Genomic DNA, 16,786 nt, shown 5'->3' with positions numbered 1-16,786 from the left:
TTGTGAAGATCCGGTTTCTCGGCCAGATTCCCGCCATGAACATCACACAGATCCTCCTCGGCTCAACTGCCGCGATGTTACTGGCGGCATTGGTTCTCTCCTACAGCGCGATGCGTGACGGGGAAGTGGAAGACGGACGCAGGCAGTCCGCCAAAGAGATTCTCGACGAAAATGCACGCCTTCAGGCTGAAATCGACCGCCTCAGAGGCGCGCAACCAGCTGCGGCTCCACAACCTGCGGAGATCCCCGACAGCATGCCGTCAGAAAAATTTGCCGAACTCGAAGAAGAAAACAAGCGCCTGAAGGAAGCCAAGGAAGAAGCCGAGCTCAAACGCAAGCAGGCGGAAGAAGAAACTCTCGCGATGAACGAACGCCAATCCGGCCAGCACGATAAAGCTGCGCGCCGTGCCCGCCTGATCGGACAAGCCATGCTGATGGCTCAGGTGAAAGAGGTCGCCATGGATAAGGGCGTGGTGCAATTCGTGATTCTCGATGTGAAACAGAACAACGTTCGTGAAGGCACCCGACTTGCCATCCGCCGGAACACCGGTATCGTCGGCGAGGTTGTAGTCACCCGCATGGACGCTGAAGCTACCGTGGCTGACCCGCTGCCCAACGTCGAAGGAAAGATCGAAGTCCAAAAAGGCGACGAGCTGATCATTCCTCCTCTCTAGACCCGGATGGAATAAACACTAGGTGATAGCTGTCTAACCATGCCCACGTAAGAATTAAGCGTACATGAACACACGACCACTACTCATTCCTGCAGCAGCAGGTCTCCTCGGCATCTTCGCGCAGCCGTCTCTGGCTGAGATCGCTCCAGAGGATGAATGCACCGTTCCGGTATCAGCTGATATTTTCGGCGGTATCGATCCGCATAACCAACCTTTGGACGGATCGAAATCCAGCAAAGGCTACCTGACCTTCTTCCTGGACAACGATCTCTTCGGCGGCACCGATGAGAACTATACCAATGGGGTCCGCATCTCGTGGATTACCGAGGGTAAGCCGGCGATCGATATTCCTTTCATGCAGGATAACCTGCATCGTTTCAGTGGTGGTAGTGACAGTCTCGCTTGGATGCGCAAGCTCTGGGGATTCCGTCACCCAGGGCAGATCGAGTACAGCTACGGATTTGCACTCAGCCAGCTGATGTTTACACCTAGCACTCGTGAGGCATTGGTCCCGCCCGAGGGCGAGCGCCCGTATGCTGGCTGGGCAGGTCTCGGATTTTCTCTGCACGCCCGTGATGCTCATGCCCAGAACTCGGTGGAAATCGCGATCGGTGTGGTGGGGCCATCGTCCTACGCCCAAGACACTCAGGATTACATCCACGAGCTTCGCGATTTTGAAAAATTCCAAGGCTGGGACAGCCAGATCCCCAATGAAATCACCTTTAACCTGTATTTCAACCAGCGCCGCCGGATTGAGACTCTCGATAAGGTCGAGTTTCTTCCATTTGGCATGAGGGTGGATGGATTTACAGAAACCGGATACTCGCTCGGTAACTTCCGCACCGATGCCCATGTCGGGTTTTTAGTGCGTGCTGGCTGGAATCTTCCGGTGGAATTTGCAGATCCCCGTCTGACACCCACTGCTCACAGTCAACGCCTCTACAGCGGTGCCGGCAATACCAGCAAGTGGTCGCTGTATGGACTTTTGGGTGCTCAGGCCAGTGGTATTATCCATGACATCACCTTGGACGGACCGGTTTTCAGAAACTACGATACCAATGTCGATCGCGAACCGCTTGTGGGCGAACTCTACGCAGGTTTCGGAGTCCGATACAGTGATCTGGAATTTAGCTACGTTCACACCTTCCGCACCAAAACATTTGAAACTCAGGAAGACAGCCAGTCGTTCGGCTCCCTGGCTATTCGCCTACGCTTCTAACATCAGGAACGATGATCTTCGAGTTCCGGTCGCGCACTCTGGTAAAAACAGCTGCCATCGTACTGGGGCTAGGCATGGGGATCGCCACCGTCTGCGCTGAAAAAATCACAGAAAAGCTGAGCTACACGGAGAACGGCAAAACCTACTACCGGCCAGCTTCGTTGAAGACGGAGCAGTTGAAGGATTTCGACAAATTGTCGGCAGCTAGGCAGAAGCTGATAACCCTGGCGCTGTCCACCACCACCAAACACGGGTGGTTGAAATACAAATTCGGCGGGTCGAATCCTGAAAGCCATGGCTTCGATTGCTCCGGTGCCATGTACTACGTGCTGCGAAAAGGTGGCTTCAAAATTCCCCGCACCTCTGCCCAACAATACCTCTGGCTGAGGGATGCCTCGGAAATCCACACCATCCCAGCGAATGCCGATGCGCTCGAGCACAGTTCTTTTTCCAAACTGCAACCCGGTGACCTGCTGTTCTGGAGTGGAACATACACTCCCACGGACGGCCGCTCCGTCAACATCAGCCACGTCTCACTGTATCTTGGTCAGGAAAAAGACGGTCGCCATGTCATGGTGGGCGCAACCAAAGGGCGTAGCTACCGTGGCAAGGCGGGTGACGGCTACGGCGTTTACGATTTCAAACTCCCTCGCAAGGGAAGCCGATCCAAGTTCGTCGGATACGGCACACCGGTCGGGCTCGGAAAATGATCGCTTAGGCAAATTTAACGATAGATCGAACCACCAATTTCAGTAGAGTAATTCCTATATGAATTGGACCACCACGATTGCAGCGGCTGTTATAGCCACATCAACGCTCAGCCACGCGGCTGAAAAACCTAACGTCATTATCATCTACGGCGACGACGTCGGCTGGGGGGATTTAGGTGCCTATGGAGCCAAGCTGATCCCAACGCCGCACTTGGATAAATTGGCCAGCGAAGGATTGAAGTTTACCGATGGCCATTGCTCAGCTGCCACCTGTACGCCTTCACGATTTTCCATGCTCACTGGGATTCACGGCTTCCGCCACGGTGTCCGTGTTCTGGCTCCGAACGCGCCGATGAAGATCAAGCCTAACATGTTCACCTTACCCCAGCTGTTCAAAAAGGCGGGTTACAAAACCGCGGTCATCGGTAAGTGGCATCTCGGTATTGGTGACGGAGAAACACCGGTGGACTGGAACGGAGACGTCAAACCGGGTCCGTTGGAGATTGGCTTTGATTATTCCTTCCTGCTGCCATCCACCAATGACCGTGTGCCTTGCGTCTACGTTGAAAACCACAAGGTGGTGAATCTCGATCCCAACGATCCGCTGTATGTGGGTAAAAGACCACCAGAGGGTTTCACCGGCACCGTCTACCCTGATGGCCGCAAGAATCCTGAGGCGATGACCTATTACAAAAACACCCACGGTCACAATAACACCGTGATCAACGGCATTGGTCGCATCGGCCAAATGTGGGGAGGTAAGTCAGCCCTCTGGAACGACGAGACAATGGCAGATGAGTTCGTCAAACAAGCGCGCAAATACATTGGCGCTCAGAAAAAAGACGAGCCGTTTTTCCTCTACTGGGCAGCGGCTGACATCCACGTTCCTCGTGCTCCCCATCCACGATTCAAAGGCAAATCCGAGCTATCCTACCGTGGTGATGCCATGGTTCAGCTCGACTGGTGTGCCGGTGAAATCATCAAGGTTCTCGAGGAAAAGGGTCTCGCGGATAATACCATCGTCATCTTCTCAAGTGACAATGGTCCGGTCTACGACGATGGCTACAAGGACGGCACCACAGTGCACACCTCCACCAAAGAAGTCGACCGTGGTCACGACGGCTCCGGTCCTTACCGCGGTGGCAAATACCAGATCTACGAAGGTGGCACCCGCGTGCCACTGATCATCCGCTGGCCCGGAAAAATCACTCCAGGCGAATCCAAGGCGATGATTAACCAAATCGATTTCATGGCGAGCTTCGCAGATTTACTCGGCATTGAGCTGGGTGCTGATCAAGGCATCGACAGCCGAAATGTCTTACCTTCATTGTTAGGCAAAGAGAAGGACGGCACTCGTTACCTCATCGAGGAAGCCAGAGGTCTTGCGCTCCGCGATGGCGATTGGAAATTCATTGCTGCCGGTAAAAAAGGCAAAGGTCAGCTCTTCAACCTGGCTGAAGATGTCGGCGAGAAGAAAAACCTGATCGATCAGGAGAAAGAGCGTGCCGACAAAATGCGCGAGCTACTCAATAAGCTGAAGAATAGCAAAAAAGGCGTCCGCGCCGAACTCAGCAGTAACTAACTGACATACTGACAATCGTTGGTTTCTAACCGTCGGCGTTTTATACGTCGGCGGTTTTTTTCGCATATGAACAGAAAGCTGTGACGGAATGGACTATAAATTTGCTTTGATCTATTGGGATAAATAATGATAGATACTATGAAACAACGCAGGTTTCAGCTGGTTCCCCAACCAACACACTAACAACCCAACCCAAATACTATGTTAAAAGACTTCAAAGAATTCATCATCAAAGGCAACGCCTTTGACATGGCTGTCGGTATTATCCTCGGCGGCGCATTCGGCCTCGTGGTCAAGTCCCTCGTCGACAATATCATGATGCCAATCATCGGTGGGCTATTCAAGCTGCCTGATTTCAGCCAGATGTATTTCCCCATGGACGGAGGTTCTTATGAAAACCTTAAGGCCGCTCAAGAAGCTGGCCCTACCGTTGCCTACGGTGTTTTCATTAACAACACCATCAACCTGCTCATCGTAGGTTTCGCGTTGTTCGTCATGGTCAAGTACGTCGAAAAAATGACCAAGAAAAAGGAAGAGGAAAAACCAGCTCCAGCACCACCGAAACAAGAAGTGCTGCTTGAGGAAATCCGCGACCTTCTGAAGAAGTAATTCTTCGTCTAACAAACAACCATTATCTCTAACGACCTGCCCGAAACGGCAGGTCGTTTTGGTTTAAAGTAGGGCAAGTTTGCAACTTGCCGACAACCCAAGGAATAATCATCCAAAGCAACTCGCACTCACCGAACTCGCCCTATCTTGGGATGAAGTCCGAGGGCAGCCGTTGGCGGTTTCGCTTGTAGTTGAGAAACACCAGCGAGATAAAGGCGATGAGGACCAAGGAGAAGGAAATCAATACACCCTCAATAACGGTAACCGCGTATGCCTCTAAGAAATTAAGATGCTCTCCGGTGTTGCTGCGGAAATGTTGCACGCCAAAGATCATGGCGGCCTGGGAGAAAATAAGGAGAGCTATAAAACCGAACCAAAAATCAGGCACAAACAGAACTTCCTCTGTGGGTTCCGATTTTCCGATCAAGCTGAAGAGCAAGGGGATGGAGCACAGCGAGATGATCATCCGGATGCGGGCTCCCCAGTTGACTGCTTTACCGAGCAAACCATTGTGGATTTTGGTGTAAAAACCAGCTGAGGTGAGAAAGGCATAACCGAAGACAAAGGTTAGAATGCCACAGATCATGGCGGCAATTTCTCCGGGACTGTTAAAGCGGGTCAGCGCAATGCAGAAACTTGGAATCGCCGTCAGGCCACAGTGGATCGCCCAGTAACGCAGCTGCCTGGCAAAGCTGTTGGTCGGTAAGACGGGAGCTGTGGCGTGGTCCATGAAAGGCTATTGGTTAGGATTACCAATCTGACGCAGCAGCTGGATCGATGGTTGGTGATCGCGCTGAATTCCAAGAGCGGTGCGACAGGCTTCAAAGGCGGCGGCTTTATCTCCCTTGCGCATGTGGAGGGTAGCCCGCGCGTAGGGGTAGTCAGGTGTGGTCGGGTTGACTTTCTCGGCGCGCAGGATGCTGATGATCGCTTCGTCCACTTTTTCCTGACCCGCCAGAAGCAGGCCGAGGTTGTAGTGGGCGCGATCATTGCCTGGGTCGATTTTGACGACCTTCTTAAGTAGATCCTCAGTCTTATCTTTCTGGCCGAGCTCCGCGTAGGTGAGTGCCATCAGGTAGGAGTAACGCGCGTTGTCGGGTGATAGTTTATCGGCAATCTTAAGTTGCTCGAGTGCTTCTTTGGGTTTGCCACGTTGTCCTAACAGCACGGCGAATGCTTCCCTGGCAGCAGATGAAGTCTCATCCAAGGTCACGGCGCGCTGCATCCAGAGCTCAGCTTTTTCCAGCTGATTCGAATCCATCGCCAAGGTGGCGGTGCGCATAGCACCTGCAGGCTGATCAGCGGTGAAGGCGAGCGAGTGTTCCAGTTCGTTACGCACTTCAGAGCGAAGTGAGAGGCGAGTGCGCATTGCCCATGCGGCAGCCATGCGGACCTCTTTCACCGGGTCGTTCAGCATCGGCTCGAGCCAAGGGCCGTTGTCGGTGCCAAACTCGAGAACCATGCAGGCGGAGGCACGCACGAGTGAGTCCTTGCTGTGCACGCCTTCGCGGGCGATGCGCTGAACCCGGGCGTCAGTGGCCCAGGCTTGCATGATTTGAAGCAAGGATGCCTGCCACGCGGGGTTCTTCTCATTGGCGTAGGCGGCTAGGAGATCATCAATACTTTCCTGTCTGCCGCTGAATGCTCCACCGATGGCGCGGGTGCGGGCACGTTGACGTTTCCGTTCCGGAGTATGCATCTTATCGCCGAACCAGGTATTGGTCCAAGTGATTGCCCAATCGGTGTCTTTGTCCTCATGGCATTTGTTACAGGCATTGGGGATACCGAGTTCCTTCGTCATTTGAGGATCAGGAACGTGGAAACCGTGATCTCGGCGTGGATCTCTACCCATGTAGGTAGTGTGAGTCATGTGGCAATCCACACAGGAGTGGCCGGAGCCGATGCCGTTGTGCTCACCGATGCCGAAGTGTTTGGTGTGGGTAGCTGGGTCGATGACGATGGCACCTTCGACGCGGCCGTTGGATCCGCCGGCGTGGCAGGACATGCAGAGCGTGTTGTTAGCCACAGGCATCTTCAGCTTGGTGGTGTGGGGATCGTGGCAGTCCATGCAGTTGACGCCTTTGTGACCCATGTTAGAGAGGCGGAGCGATGTCCAGACATAGTCCTCGTCGCGGATTTGCCCGTCAGGATAGTAAAGCTGGGGCATGGTGGGGAGTTGGAGCTGATAGTGATCGCCGAACTTCTCACCGTGGTGGAAATTATCGTCGAACTCACCGCGGCGCGAGTGACAGGAGGCGCAGCTTTCGATGACGCGTTCGGGGTGGTTTTTGGTGATGCTCTTGTGTTTTGCGAGATCAATCAGGCAGCCGGTGTCTGCATCTGCCTTCTCGGCCATATCGCCATGGCACTGGGTGCAACCGATGCCCATTTCCTTCCACTTCGAGTCATAGCTATCGGTAGCGATGTCGTAGTTCTTGTGGAAATCGGTCATGTGACAGAAGGCACACTGGGTGTTCCAGGTCATGCCTCGGCCACTCCAGTGACCCCAGTCAGCGGAGGTCCGGATGTCATCGCTGAAGACATCGAACCATTCTTTTTTCTTGGGATCCCATGCGGCGTTCGGTGTCTGCCAGCGGCCACCTTTGGAGGAAACCAGATACTGAATCAGAGGATCCACACCGATCGCCATGCCGGCGTGATAACTCTTACCATTGGCGGTGACGACAGGTTTACCATCGTCGAGGGTGAACTTCCATTTTTCAGAAGAGGTATCGAGTTTTTGATCTGTGAACGCCTTGCTGTCCAATGCCATGTTGAGCAATCGGTTCGCCTGGCCATGCTGGGACTTCTGCCAGTGGTGATGAATGTCCTTGTGGCATTCCATGCATTTGCTGGAGATGGCATTTTGACCTGGCAGCTTAGCCAGCTGGTCGTGCAGTGCCGGATCATCAGCGTGTTTTTTAGAGATGTTGCCCGTCTGGTCAGATGACTGTTTCTCATCAGGCTTGGATTCTTCCTTACCACATGAGACTAAAAATAAAGAAGCCGCTGCGAAAGACATCGCTAGTGGGCGGCCGGAATGGAACAATCGGGAAATCATTATGAAGGTGGCTGGAGTTCCTGCACGAGCAATGTGAACCCATTGAAGCAGGCGTGAATGGAGATCGGGACCCAGAGGGAGCCTGATAGTTCATAGGCAATTGTCAGGAGAATGGCGAGTATGAACAGTGGCAGCAGGGCGGGGATGTTAAAGTGTACAGCGGAAAAAAACAACGAGGTCACAAAGGTGGCGATGATCCGTCCGGTGTAGCGCTTGCATACCGGGTAGATGTATCCACGGAAGACCGTCTCTTCCACCAGAGGAGCAATGACCACTGCCGCAATGGCTAACAACACACGTATGGATACTGCGTTGGTTTCCTGATAGATTTTAACGATTTCCTGTTTCTCAGCCTTGCCAAAGATCTCTTGGATCATGGTCGAGTAACCAGCCATTTCCATACCGACAAAAATCATCTGCACAAAAACCGCAGCGAAGGGTGCCAGCAGAATCAAGTATGGAGCGTGTTTCCATTTCAGCCCGAAGAACTCCACGACGCTGATTTGGCGGAATACGAGAAAGACGATGACGATCATGCCCGGAACCGCCTGACTGATCATACCAGCTGTGAGCACAGCGGGTGTTAGCTGGATTTGGTCCGGTGTTTCAGTCGCCGTCTGCGACAACAGGCCGGTGGAGACGAGAAAATCGATCACCTGAGGGAGTTTGAATGCGCACTGTAGGGTGTAGAGCCCGGTCAGCAGGGCGATACCTAGTAAATCGAGTTGATTCAGTGGTTCCGTGCGCACCATGCCACGGTAATTCCAGCCGATCCCCTGTGACTGCCGCCTCATGTAGGCTGCTAAGGGAATGGCCCCTACCATGGAAAGTAGGCAGAGCGCAAACGAGGCGATGAGTACGGTTTGTGTAAGGTCAAACATGAATTGCTGGAGCACAATAGAAGCGGCGGCGGCAATTACCAGTGCTGAGTTTGCAGGATTGCACCTGATCGGACTGGGGTTATATATGCGCATGCCCGACGCCAAAGCGATCATCGATGCCGCCTCACGGCTGACCAAGGAGCTGAAACCACTGCGGTTTGCCGATCCGGTCAGTCATGTTTACCTACCTACCGAATACGCATGGGAGACCCATCGCCAGTATCTGGAGAAATATGGCAGCGGGAAAAAACGTGTGATCATGCTCGGAATGAACCCTGGACCCTGGGGCATGGCGCAAACGGGCGTGCCGTTCGGAGAAATCCCTGCGGTCCGCGATTGGATGGGTATTTCAGGCCCAGTGCAAAAGCCGGATCCTGAACACCCGAAGCGCGAGGTGGTAGGATTCGATTGCGAGCGCTCCGAGGTCAGCGGCAGAAGACTCTGGGGTCTGTTCTCAGAAAAATTCCCCGAGGCGAAGGCCTTTTTTAAAGACCATTTCGTCGTCAACTACTGCCCGCTGGTCTGGATGGGTGAAACCGGAAAAAACATCACCCCAGACAAACTTCCCAAGGCAGAAATGGAACCCGTGGAAATAGCCTGTCGCAAACATCTTGCCGCAGTCATCGGTGCCATGGAGCCAGAGTGGCTGATCGGGGTGGGGGCCTACGCGGAGAAAAAACTTATCGAGACCGTGAAGGAATACTTTCCCGACAAGACTTTTAAAACAGGTAAGATTCTGCATCCTTCACCAGCATCACCCATCGCCAACCGTGGGTGGGAGCCGCAGGCTGAGAAACAGCTGTTAGAAATGGAGGTGTGGCAATAGTATGATGAAAACATTTTTACGAACTACGACGGCAGTCACGGGAATTTTACTCCTCACCCAATGCAGCGATTACGCGATCCGTGTAATGGATCGGCCGGTGCAGCCTTTGCCAAAGTCATTGGAATCGGTTCACCCGAAGGAGGCGAGCTACCAGAGATACCGTCAGGCTTATCAGCTGATTACTCAAGCAAGAGCCATGACTCCAGACTCACCGGACAAGGCGGTGGGGCTATACTTGGAGGCCGCTGAGATTTCTACCAAGAGTAACCTGGAGGATTTACTACCCCTCTATAATCATGCCGTAGCCCGAGCAGCTGATTTGTTAGTGGGTAACCCGCAGTTGTCCGAGGTGTCTGGGCACACTGAGCGTTATCGTATCGAATACCCAAAGATCTCTCGTGCGGCTTCCAAGCGGGGGGAAATGAATCTCCTGGAGTTCAAAGATGTGATTCCGTCCGACAGCTTGAAACTGAAGGGCTGGGACAAGCGCGTAGTCAGTCCTGGTGTGGGTGCGCCCATGGTGGCCAACTATGTGCCTAACGCCAAACTCTCTTCGAAGGAAGACACCTTCGTCCACACAAACGGGCTGCAGTTGCCGGTGACGGTGGTGGTCGACTTCCCAGGCAAGGGTGCCGCAAGGTTCCGAGCCATTGATAGCACGGTGAATCAAAAAATTCGCTTCCTAGGTGAAGAACGAACATTGGCCAAAGATCTAACGGCACCCATGGCGGTCAGCCTGGACAAAGCGCGTGAGCGAGGGTTGATCGAGGATATTCGCGGAGTGTTTTACCCAGTCCGTTATCAAAAGAACATGGGGTTGTATTCCACGCAGAAGTTCGACGAACGGAAGATACCGCTGATACTCATTCACGGCTTGGTTTCTGATCCCACCACTTGGAGTGTGACCCTCAATGGACTACTGGAGGACCCGGAAATTAGCAGCCGATATCAGGTCTACCTATTTTACTATCCCACCGGTTTACCCATCCGACGCACAGGCAGCGCGCTTAAGCAGGAACTTATCCGGCTACAGCGCTTCTACAATGATATGGGCGCGGGAGATGTGGCATCCCGATCAGTGATCATCGGACACAGCATGGGCGGCCTGCTAACCAGCATGCAGGTGAGAAAATTCGGCGATGCTACTTGGAAAAGGATCTCTAACATTCCACTGACAAAATCGAAATTGAGGAAGGAAGTGAAGGCCGATTACACGGTGCTGCTGGAAACTCCATTTCCGAGCATGCTGAATCGTGCGGTATTCATCGCCACCCCCCACCGTGGCAGTCAGATGGCCAACGGTTGGATCGGACGAATCGTTATTTCCCTGATTCAGATTCCGGAAAAAGTGCTGAAGTTAGACCCAGTGGACGCTGCGCGGTCATTGACCGCTCTGGGCAGAACCATTCTACTGGACGATGATCTTTCCAATGGTGTTAGGTCGTTACGAAATAACAATCCAGCCTTGGGCCTGATTCGCTCGAGTCCGATCGTGTCCTCCATTCCCTATCACTCCATCATCGGAGACCGGGGCAGGGGTGATACCCCAGACAGCTCGGACGGGGTAGTGGCGTATCGCAGCTCCCATCTCGAAGGGGCCAAATCAGAAGTCATCGTGCCCTCAGGCCACAGCGCCCATGCCAACCCCAAAGCCATCCAAGAGCTGAGACGCATCCTACACGCGAACCTCAGTCGCCGATAATCCGTGGAGCTGATGAGTGAAAATCTGAAAAAGTCATCGGCCGAAAAGCCGAAATGGCAGCGATGGCTTACGAAGACCGGATTGGCATTGCTGGTGTTGTTAGCATCACTGGTTGTTCTCTATTATTGGGGAATGATCTGTTATGACGGGCCATTCAAATCAGGTGGTTTTTGGAATGGCCTGTTAGCGATGTTATGGCTCGGGCTAGGGGTCTATTTTTGGAGGAAATTCAAAACCAGAAAACAGCGGGTGATTCTCTGTGGAGTGGCCGTTGCCGTGATTCTTGTGCCCAGAGCATTTGTGAAGCCGTCCAACGGTCGTGAGTGGGCCCCTGAGTTTGCCAGAACTGGCTACTCTGAGCGTGAAGGCGATGTGGTGACTCTGAAAAACGTCCGGAACTTCAGCTACACGCGTGAGGGTGAAGCCACTGAACGATGGGAAACTCGCACCGTGCATTTATCGAATTTGCGGAGCATGGACTTGTTTCACACGACCTTTGGAGGCGATCGCATTGGCCACCCTCTGCTGTCATTTGACTTTGGGCCGGACGGCCGAATTTGCCTGACGGTGGAAACTCGCCGGGAGGAGAATGAGGAGTTCTCCGTGGTCGGCGGACTCTACAAAATGTTCGAGCTGCAATACATCTTCGCCACTGAAGAAGACTGCGTCCGTCTCAGAGCAAGCGTGCGCGACGAGGCGGTTTACATCTACCGTATCAACATGCCACTGGATGAAGCCCGAAATCTCTTTGTGGGTGCTCTAGAGGTTCAGAATGACCTCGCGAAGAAACCGCGATTCTACAACGTCATCTATTCCAATTGCACCACCAGCCTGCGCGATCGATTACCCGAAGATCAGCGGGGAAAATTTGATATCCGCATGTTAGTCAACGGATTGTTAGACGAATACCTCTACGAGCATAACAAATTCAAAGATGGCGGCCTACCATTCCATGAACTCAGAAAAAGAGCCTACATTAATCCAGCGGCACAGAAATTCCATGACAGTGTCGATTTCAGCCAACGCATCCGCGAGGGTCGTGCAGGGATGTGAGAGCAAACGCGGCGATCTCTCGCCGCCGTTCATAATCTATGGCTGCAGGCCTCTGCTTTTCATGTAGTTAGCTACCCATTCGATGCCTTAGTCACTGTTTTTGAGGATATTGTGGTCGATGCTGATAAAGAAATGGACAAAGTTGATTCTGATAGACAGCATCTGATTATCTGAGAAGAAAGCTTTGCGATTTATCCTCAGGGAGGCCGACAAGATTTAAACCTTAAATAACAATGAAAAATATACGACGTAGTGCTCTGATTGGAGCCTTGATCTTGCAAGCACCGGCTTCCTTTGGAGCGGTGAACTTCATATTCAACTACACCGATGTGGGTGTAGGTTTTAATGATCCCACCGAAGGAGCCGCTAGGAGAGCTGGGTTAGAGGAAGCTGCAAGCCGGGTGGCAGCCATCTTCTCAGCTTACAACGCAGATGTTCATATTGATGTCGATGGCAGCCAGACCAACGATACAACACTTGCTTCCGCAGGCTCGAATTTCAATTTCACCCCGAGCGGCCCTGGTTTCGACGGGCGTGGCGATGTGGGGATTAAGATTCTCGGAGGCGTTGACCCAAGCCCGGGCACGGCCGATGGCAAGGTGGATTGGAACTTTGAGGACTTCATGTGGGAAGCTGGCGATGATTTCCAGCCAGGCGAAATGGACCTCATTTCCACGGCGATGCATGAACTGCTGCACGCGGTGGGAGTCTCCTCCGATATCACCCAGTCCGGCATCAATGGTTACGGCACCTCACCAGGTAACCCTGCCATTTGGGCTCCCTTCGACCAATTTGTGGGAGATGGAACTGGTGCTCTCATCGACGGAAGTTTTGCTCTGGATGGCTCGCGTTGGAACACAGCATCGGTCGGTGGAACCGGGACATCACCTGCCGGAGCCGGGCTCTATTTCTATGGAGCTAATGCCATGGCCCTCAATGGAGGAAATCCAGTTCCCCTTTACTCACCTACTGCGTGGGTAGATGGCAGCTCCGGCTCACACTTGGACACCGACTTCTTTACAGGAGCCAATGCCAAAATGATGAATCACGAGGCTACTGTTGCTGAGGGTTTGGATCTCAGAGATATTGATGCCCTTACGGTAGCTATGCTTCAAGACATGGGCTTTACCGAAGCCAGTCTTGTCCCAGAGCCAGCATCGACGGCGCTTCTCGGCCTTGGCGGAATCGCCCTGCTAATCCGCCGCCGCAGAGCATAAGCGAACCAAAATCGATTTTTAAACGAGCCACCGGGGATCATTCCTTGTGTGGCTCGTTTTATTTGGTGGTCGCTTTTGAGTGCGGCGATCTCTCGCCGCCGTTCATACTCTATGGCTGCAGGCCTTTGCTTTTCATGTAGTCAGCGACCCACTCGATGCCGTATTTGCCATTCTTGAAGTCCTCGTGATCGATGATTTCTTGCTGGAACGGAATCGTGGTCTTAATGCCTTCGATCTTGAATTCGGAAAGCGCACGCTTCATACGGGCGATCGCAATTTCACGTGTGGCACCGGTGACGATGAGCTTGGCGATCATCGAATCATAGTATGGTGGCACGGTATAGCCGGAGTAGACATGGGTATCGACCCGCACACCCTTGCCGCCTGGTGTGTACCAGAGCTTGATGGTTCCAGGGCTTGGGCAGAAATTGTTGTAGGGGTCCTCGGCGTTGATCCGGCACTCAATGGAATGCCCGCGTGGGATGGTGTTTAGCACGTGGTATGAAAGTGGCTCACCAGCGGCGACGCGGATTTGCTCCTTGATCAGTTCACAGCCCATCACTTCCTCGGTGACTGGGTGCTCCACCTGGATGCGGGTATTCATTTCCATGAAGTAGAAATTCTCCGCTTTTTCATCCACAAGATACTCGATGGTGCCGGCGTTTTCGTAGCCGATGGATTTGATCAAGTTAACAGATGCCTCGGCCATATCCTTGCGCATCTTATCGCTGATGAGGGCTGAGGGACACTCCTCGATGATCTTTTGGTTCCGGCGCTGCATTGAGCAGTCACGCTCACCCAGCTGGATGAAATTGCCGTGGGTGTCACCGATGATTTGCATTTCGATGTGGTGCGGCTTGAGCACCAGCTTCTCGAGATAGCACTCGCCATTGCCGAAGCAGGCGATCGCCTCCTTGCTGGCGGCATCGTAGAGTGAGATGAAGTCCTTTTCTTCAAAACAGGGACGCATACCACGACCACCACCACCTGCGGTGGCTTTGATCATGACAGGGAAGCCCATTTCCTTGGCGAGCTTCAGGCCGTGTTCGCCAGACTCAAGAATGCCATCTGAGCCAGGTGTGATTGGCACACCGTATTCAACGGCGGTGGCACGAGCGGTGTTCTTATCGCCCATCCGGCGGATCACCTCAGCTGAGGGCCCGATAAACTTGATGTTGCAGCTGTCGCAGATTTCGACAAAGCGCGCATTCTCGGAAAGGAACCCGTATCCCGGATGGATCGCGTCAGCTCCAGTGATCTCAGCGGCTGCAATGATGCGGTCCGGCTTGAGATAGCTGTCTTTGCTGGGGCCAGGTCCGATACAGACGGCCTCGTCAGCGAGCTGAACGTGCATGGAGTCGATGTCAGCCTCGGAGTAGACGGCCACGGAGGACACGCCTAACTCGCGACAAGCACGGATGATACGGAGAGCAATTTCCCCACGGTTGGCGACTAGAACTTTGTTAAACATTTGGGAAATGGGATGATTTGATGAACCGGGCAAGTGTGTGTGCCGATTCACAGAATAACCGAATGACGTGAATTACTGCACGCGGAACAGGCCGTCACCGAACTGAACAGGTTCGCCGTCTTGGGCAATGATTGCGGTGACGGTTCCTGATGTTTCAGATTTGATCTCGTTCATGACCTTCATGGCCTCGATGATGCAGAGAGTCTGGCCGACACTGATGGTGTCACCGACGCTGACAAAGGCAGGGGAGTCAGGAGATGGTGCGGAGTAAAATGTGCCAACCATGGGAGCGGTGATTTCATTTCCATCAGCCGCAGGAGCGGCAGCTTCACCAGCTGGGGTCGGGGCTGCTGCGGCTGGTGCTGCGGGCGCAGGGGCGGCGGCTGGCATCGCAGACTGGGCGATTTGAACGATGTCTTGTCCTTTCTTGAGTTTAAGATTCACACCCTCCTCTTCGAGGTGGAAGTAGGACAGTTCATGCTCGTTCATGAGCTCTACGATTTTACGAATTTCCTTGAGGTCCACGGTTATTTATTTGGCTAATGGTTATGATGAAGAGAGGTCCGACACACTGTGAGTGCGCCGCTGGGAATATCTGATTCGAAGACTACTTGCTATGCCCGCCGAGCGTCAAGCCCTCATGCGGTCTTGCGTTTATCCATTGCTACTGCCATCCTGATGACACGATGGCGATGATTTCCCGACGCAAGAACTTCTACCCCGTAAGTGCCTCACTCGGGCAGTATCTCTACCATTTTGGCCGCTATTCGGAAATCCCCTTGGTTTACGATGATTTGCTGAGATTTTCCGGCTCCATTCCCTATGAGGATCCTTCTGGGAAGGAAACCCTATGGCTCACGGTGATGTATTCGCAGGAGGTGATGATGGAGCTTCGTCCGCAGCTGACACAAATCTATGCCGAGCTCAAAATCGGCGGAGATAGCGCCCACCATGAGCACTTGATCGTGGATCGCATCGATTTCGGAGAGTTCGGGAATTCCCGCCCGTTCCGAATCCGGATCACCAATCAGTACAACGATAACTCAGACTACTACTACGTGAAAAATTGCGATGCCTCACGGCTCTACGGCCTCGAGCTGGAGCACATCCTTTCTCCTAACAGAATTAACTATCTCTGCCGCGGCAATACCCTCATCGAGGAACATATCGCCGGCATCCCCGGTGATGCATTTGCGGAGGAATACTTGCAGAAAAAGAACGTCAACCGGGTCAGGATCGCGAAGGAGTTTGTGAAGTTTAACGAGCGTTGTTTCATCCGCCTGTTAGGCGACATGCGTTCGGTCAACTACGTCGTCGATGTCACTCCAGATTTTGAGGAGGTACAGTATCGGGTTCGTCCAATCGACTTTGACCAGCAGTCCTACCAAGGCAGGGGCAAGACTTACATGGCCTATCACTTCGACAGTAACAAGGACGTCACCCGTCTCAGTTTCCGCGAGATGAATCGCAAAACCATTGCGCAGTATGCCGAGGAGGAACGCACACAAATGTCACGCAGGGCCAGCGTGGAAAAACGTCGCTTGCAAGCCTTGCTCACCACCATGGCGCGCGAAGAACTCGCCCCACCGGAGCACGTGATTCAGCTTCGCGAGGACCTGGGGAAAATCCACGAAACCACTGCCTTTGATAAGTGCATCACCATGGGCGAACTGACCCGCGAGCACATCAATTTCATGTTAGGCAGTCGCCAGTTTTCTTACGCAAAGCGAAACAGGTAGGCTTGCTTTTTAAGCTGGCGACAGGCTTGGGGATAGTCAGTC

At 53.2% G+C, this 16,786-nt stretch carries 15 protein-coding genes; 10 read left to right on the top strand and 5 right to left on the bottom strand.

Annotation, left to right across the window (positions count from 1 at the left end; genetic code table 11):
• Positions 1–2: 2 nt before the first annotated feature.
• The 5 genes from ACSPJT_RS11470 (at position 3) to mscL (ending at position 4,794) form a co-directional block, all read left to right on the top strand.
• Entirely contained in the window at positions 3–674 is a 672-nt protein-coding gene (locus tag ACSPJT_RS11470) for a hypothetical protein (protein ID WP_435892692.1), read from the top strand.
• A gap of 64 nt (positions 675–738) precedes the next feature.
• The gene (locus ACSPJT_RS11465; RefSeq protein WP_435892691.1) at positions 739–1,893 is read left to right on the top strand and encodes a lipid A deacylase LpxR family protein; all 1,155 of its coding nucleotides are present in this window, start codon (positions 739–741) and stop codon (positions 1,891–1,893) included.
• A gap of 11 nt (positions 1,894–1,904) precedes the next feature.
• A complete protein-coding gene (locus ACSPJT_RS11460; protein WP_435892690.1) occupies positions 1,905–2,603 on the top strand; it encodes a C40 family peptidase in 699 nt (232 codons plus the stop codon).
• 58 nt (positions 2,604–2,661) lie between these two features.
• Positions 2,662–4,185 carry a sulfatase family protein gene (locus ACSPJT_RS11455; RefSeq protein ID WP_435892689.1) on the top strand — a complete coding sequence of 508 codons (1,524 nt, stop codon included), beginning with the start codon at positions 2,662–2,664 and terminating at the stop codon, positions 4,183–4,185.
• A gap of 201 nt (positions 4,186–4,386) precedes the next feature.
• Positions 4,387–4,794 (top strand): large conductance mechanosensitive channel protein MscL, encoded by a 408-nt coding sequence (gene mscL / locus ACSPJT_RS11450; RefSeq protein WP_435892688.1) that lies wholly within the window; start codon positions 4,387–4,389, stop codon positions 4,792–4,794.
• A gap of 142 nt (positions 4,795–4,936) precedes the next feature.
• Here the strand turns inward: mscL and ACSPJT_RS11445 are convergent, their stop codons facing one another.
• Genes ACSPJT_RS11445 through ACSPJT_RS11435 form a run of 3 tightly spaced genes read right to left on the bottom strand, consistent with a single transcriptional unit; the run spans position 4,937 to position 8,736 of the window.
• Positions 4,937–5,524, bottom strand: coding sequence for a hypothetical protein (locus ACSPJT_RS11445; protein WP_435892687.1), 588 nt, complete (start codon positions 5,522–5,524; stop codon positions 4,937–4,939).
• A gap of 6 nt (positions 5,525–5,530) precedes the next feature.
• Positions 5,531–7,855, bottom strand: coding sequence for a tetratricopeptide repeat protein (locus ACSPJT_RS11440; protein WP_435892686.1), 2,325 nt, complete (start codon positions 7,853–7,855; stop codon positions 5,531–5,533).
• Positions 7,855–8,736 carry a CPBP family intramembrane glutamic endopeptidase gene (locus ACSPJT_RS11435; RefSeq protein ID WP_435892685.1) on the bottom strand — a complete coding sequence of 294 codons (882 nt, stop codon included), beginning with the start codon at positions 8,734–8,736 and terminating at the stop codon, positions 7,855–7,857. Before ACSPJT_RS11435 ends, ACSPJT_RS11440 begins: the two co-directional genes overlap by 1 nt.
• A 91-nt stretch (positions 8,737–8,827) precedes the next feature.
• On the opposite strand from ACSPJT_RS11435, the gene ACSPJT_RS11430 reads away from it, so the two are divergent.
• From ACSPJT_RS11430 to ACSPJT_RS11415, 4 genes are all read left to right on the top strand, one after another.
• Positions 8,828–9,562, top strand: a complete 735-nt coding sequence (locus ACSPJT_RS11430) for a uracil-DNA glycosylase family protein (RefSeq protein WP_435896199.1) — start codon at positions 8,828–8,830, stop codon at positions 9,560–9,562.
• Between the two features lies 1 nt (position 9,563).
• Positions 9,564–11,264, top strand: coding sequence for an esterase/lipase family protein (locus tag ACSPJT_RS11425; protein WP_435892684.1), 1,701 nt, complete (start codon positions 9,564–9,566; stop codon positions 11,262–11,264).
• Positions 11,265–11,276: 12 nt separating this feature from the next.
• Entirely contained in the window at positions 11,277–12,317 is a 1,041-nt protein-coding gene (locus ACSPJT_RS11420) for an Lnb N-terminal periplasmic domain-containing protein (RefSeq protein WP_435892683.1), read from the top strand.
• A 233-nt stretch (positions 12,318–12,550) separates the two neighbouring features.
• Positions 12,551–13,534 carry a PEP-CTERM sorting domain-containing protein gene (locus ACSPJT_RS11415; protein ID WP_435892682.1) on the top strand — a complete coding sequence of 328 codons (984 nt, stop codon included), beginning with the start codon at positions 12,551–12,553 and terminating at the stop codon, positions 13,532–13,534.
• A 109-nt stretch (positions 13,535–13,643) separates the two neighbouring features.
• Here ACSPJT_RS11415 and accC read toward each other — a convergent pair whose 3' ends face one another.
• Both accC and accB read right to left on the bottom strand, forming a co-directional pair.
• Entirely contained in the window at positions 13,644–15,005 is a 1,362-nt protein-coding gene (gene accC / locus ACSPJT_RS11410; protein ID WP_435892681.1) for an acetyl-CoA carboxylase biotin carboxylase subunit, read from the bottom strand.
• Positions 15,006–15,077: 72 nt separating this feature from the next.
• Complete coding sequence (gene accB, locus ACSPJT_RS11405; RefSeq protein ID WP_435892680.1) at positions 15,078–15,530, bottom strand: acetyl-CoA carboxylase biotin carboxyl carrier protein; 453 nt, start codon at positions 15,528–15,530, stop codon at positions 15,078–15,080.
• A 167-nt stretch (positions 15,531–15,697) separates the two neighbouring features.
• Between accB and ACSPJT_RS11400 the strand changes: the two genes are divergently transcribed.
• On the top strand, positions 15,698–16,744 hold the full coding sequence (locus ACSPJT_RS11400) for a hypothetical protein (protein WP_435892679.1): 1,047 nt from the start codon (positions 15,698–15,700) through the stop codon (positions 16,742–16,744).
• The last annotated feature ends 42 nt before the right edge of the window (positions 16,745–16,786 follow it).

Source organism: Oceaniferula spumae (assembly GCF_042849255.1).
In the GTDB taxonomy this organism is placed as follows: Bacteria; Verrucomicrobiota; Verrucomicrobiia; order Verrucomicrobiales; family Akkermansiaceae; genus Oceaniferula; species Oceaniferula spumae.
This window is presented reverse-complemented; position numbering and strand designations above follow the sequence as displayed.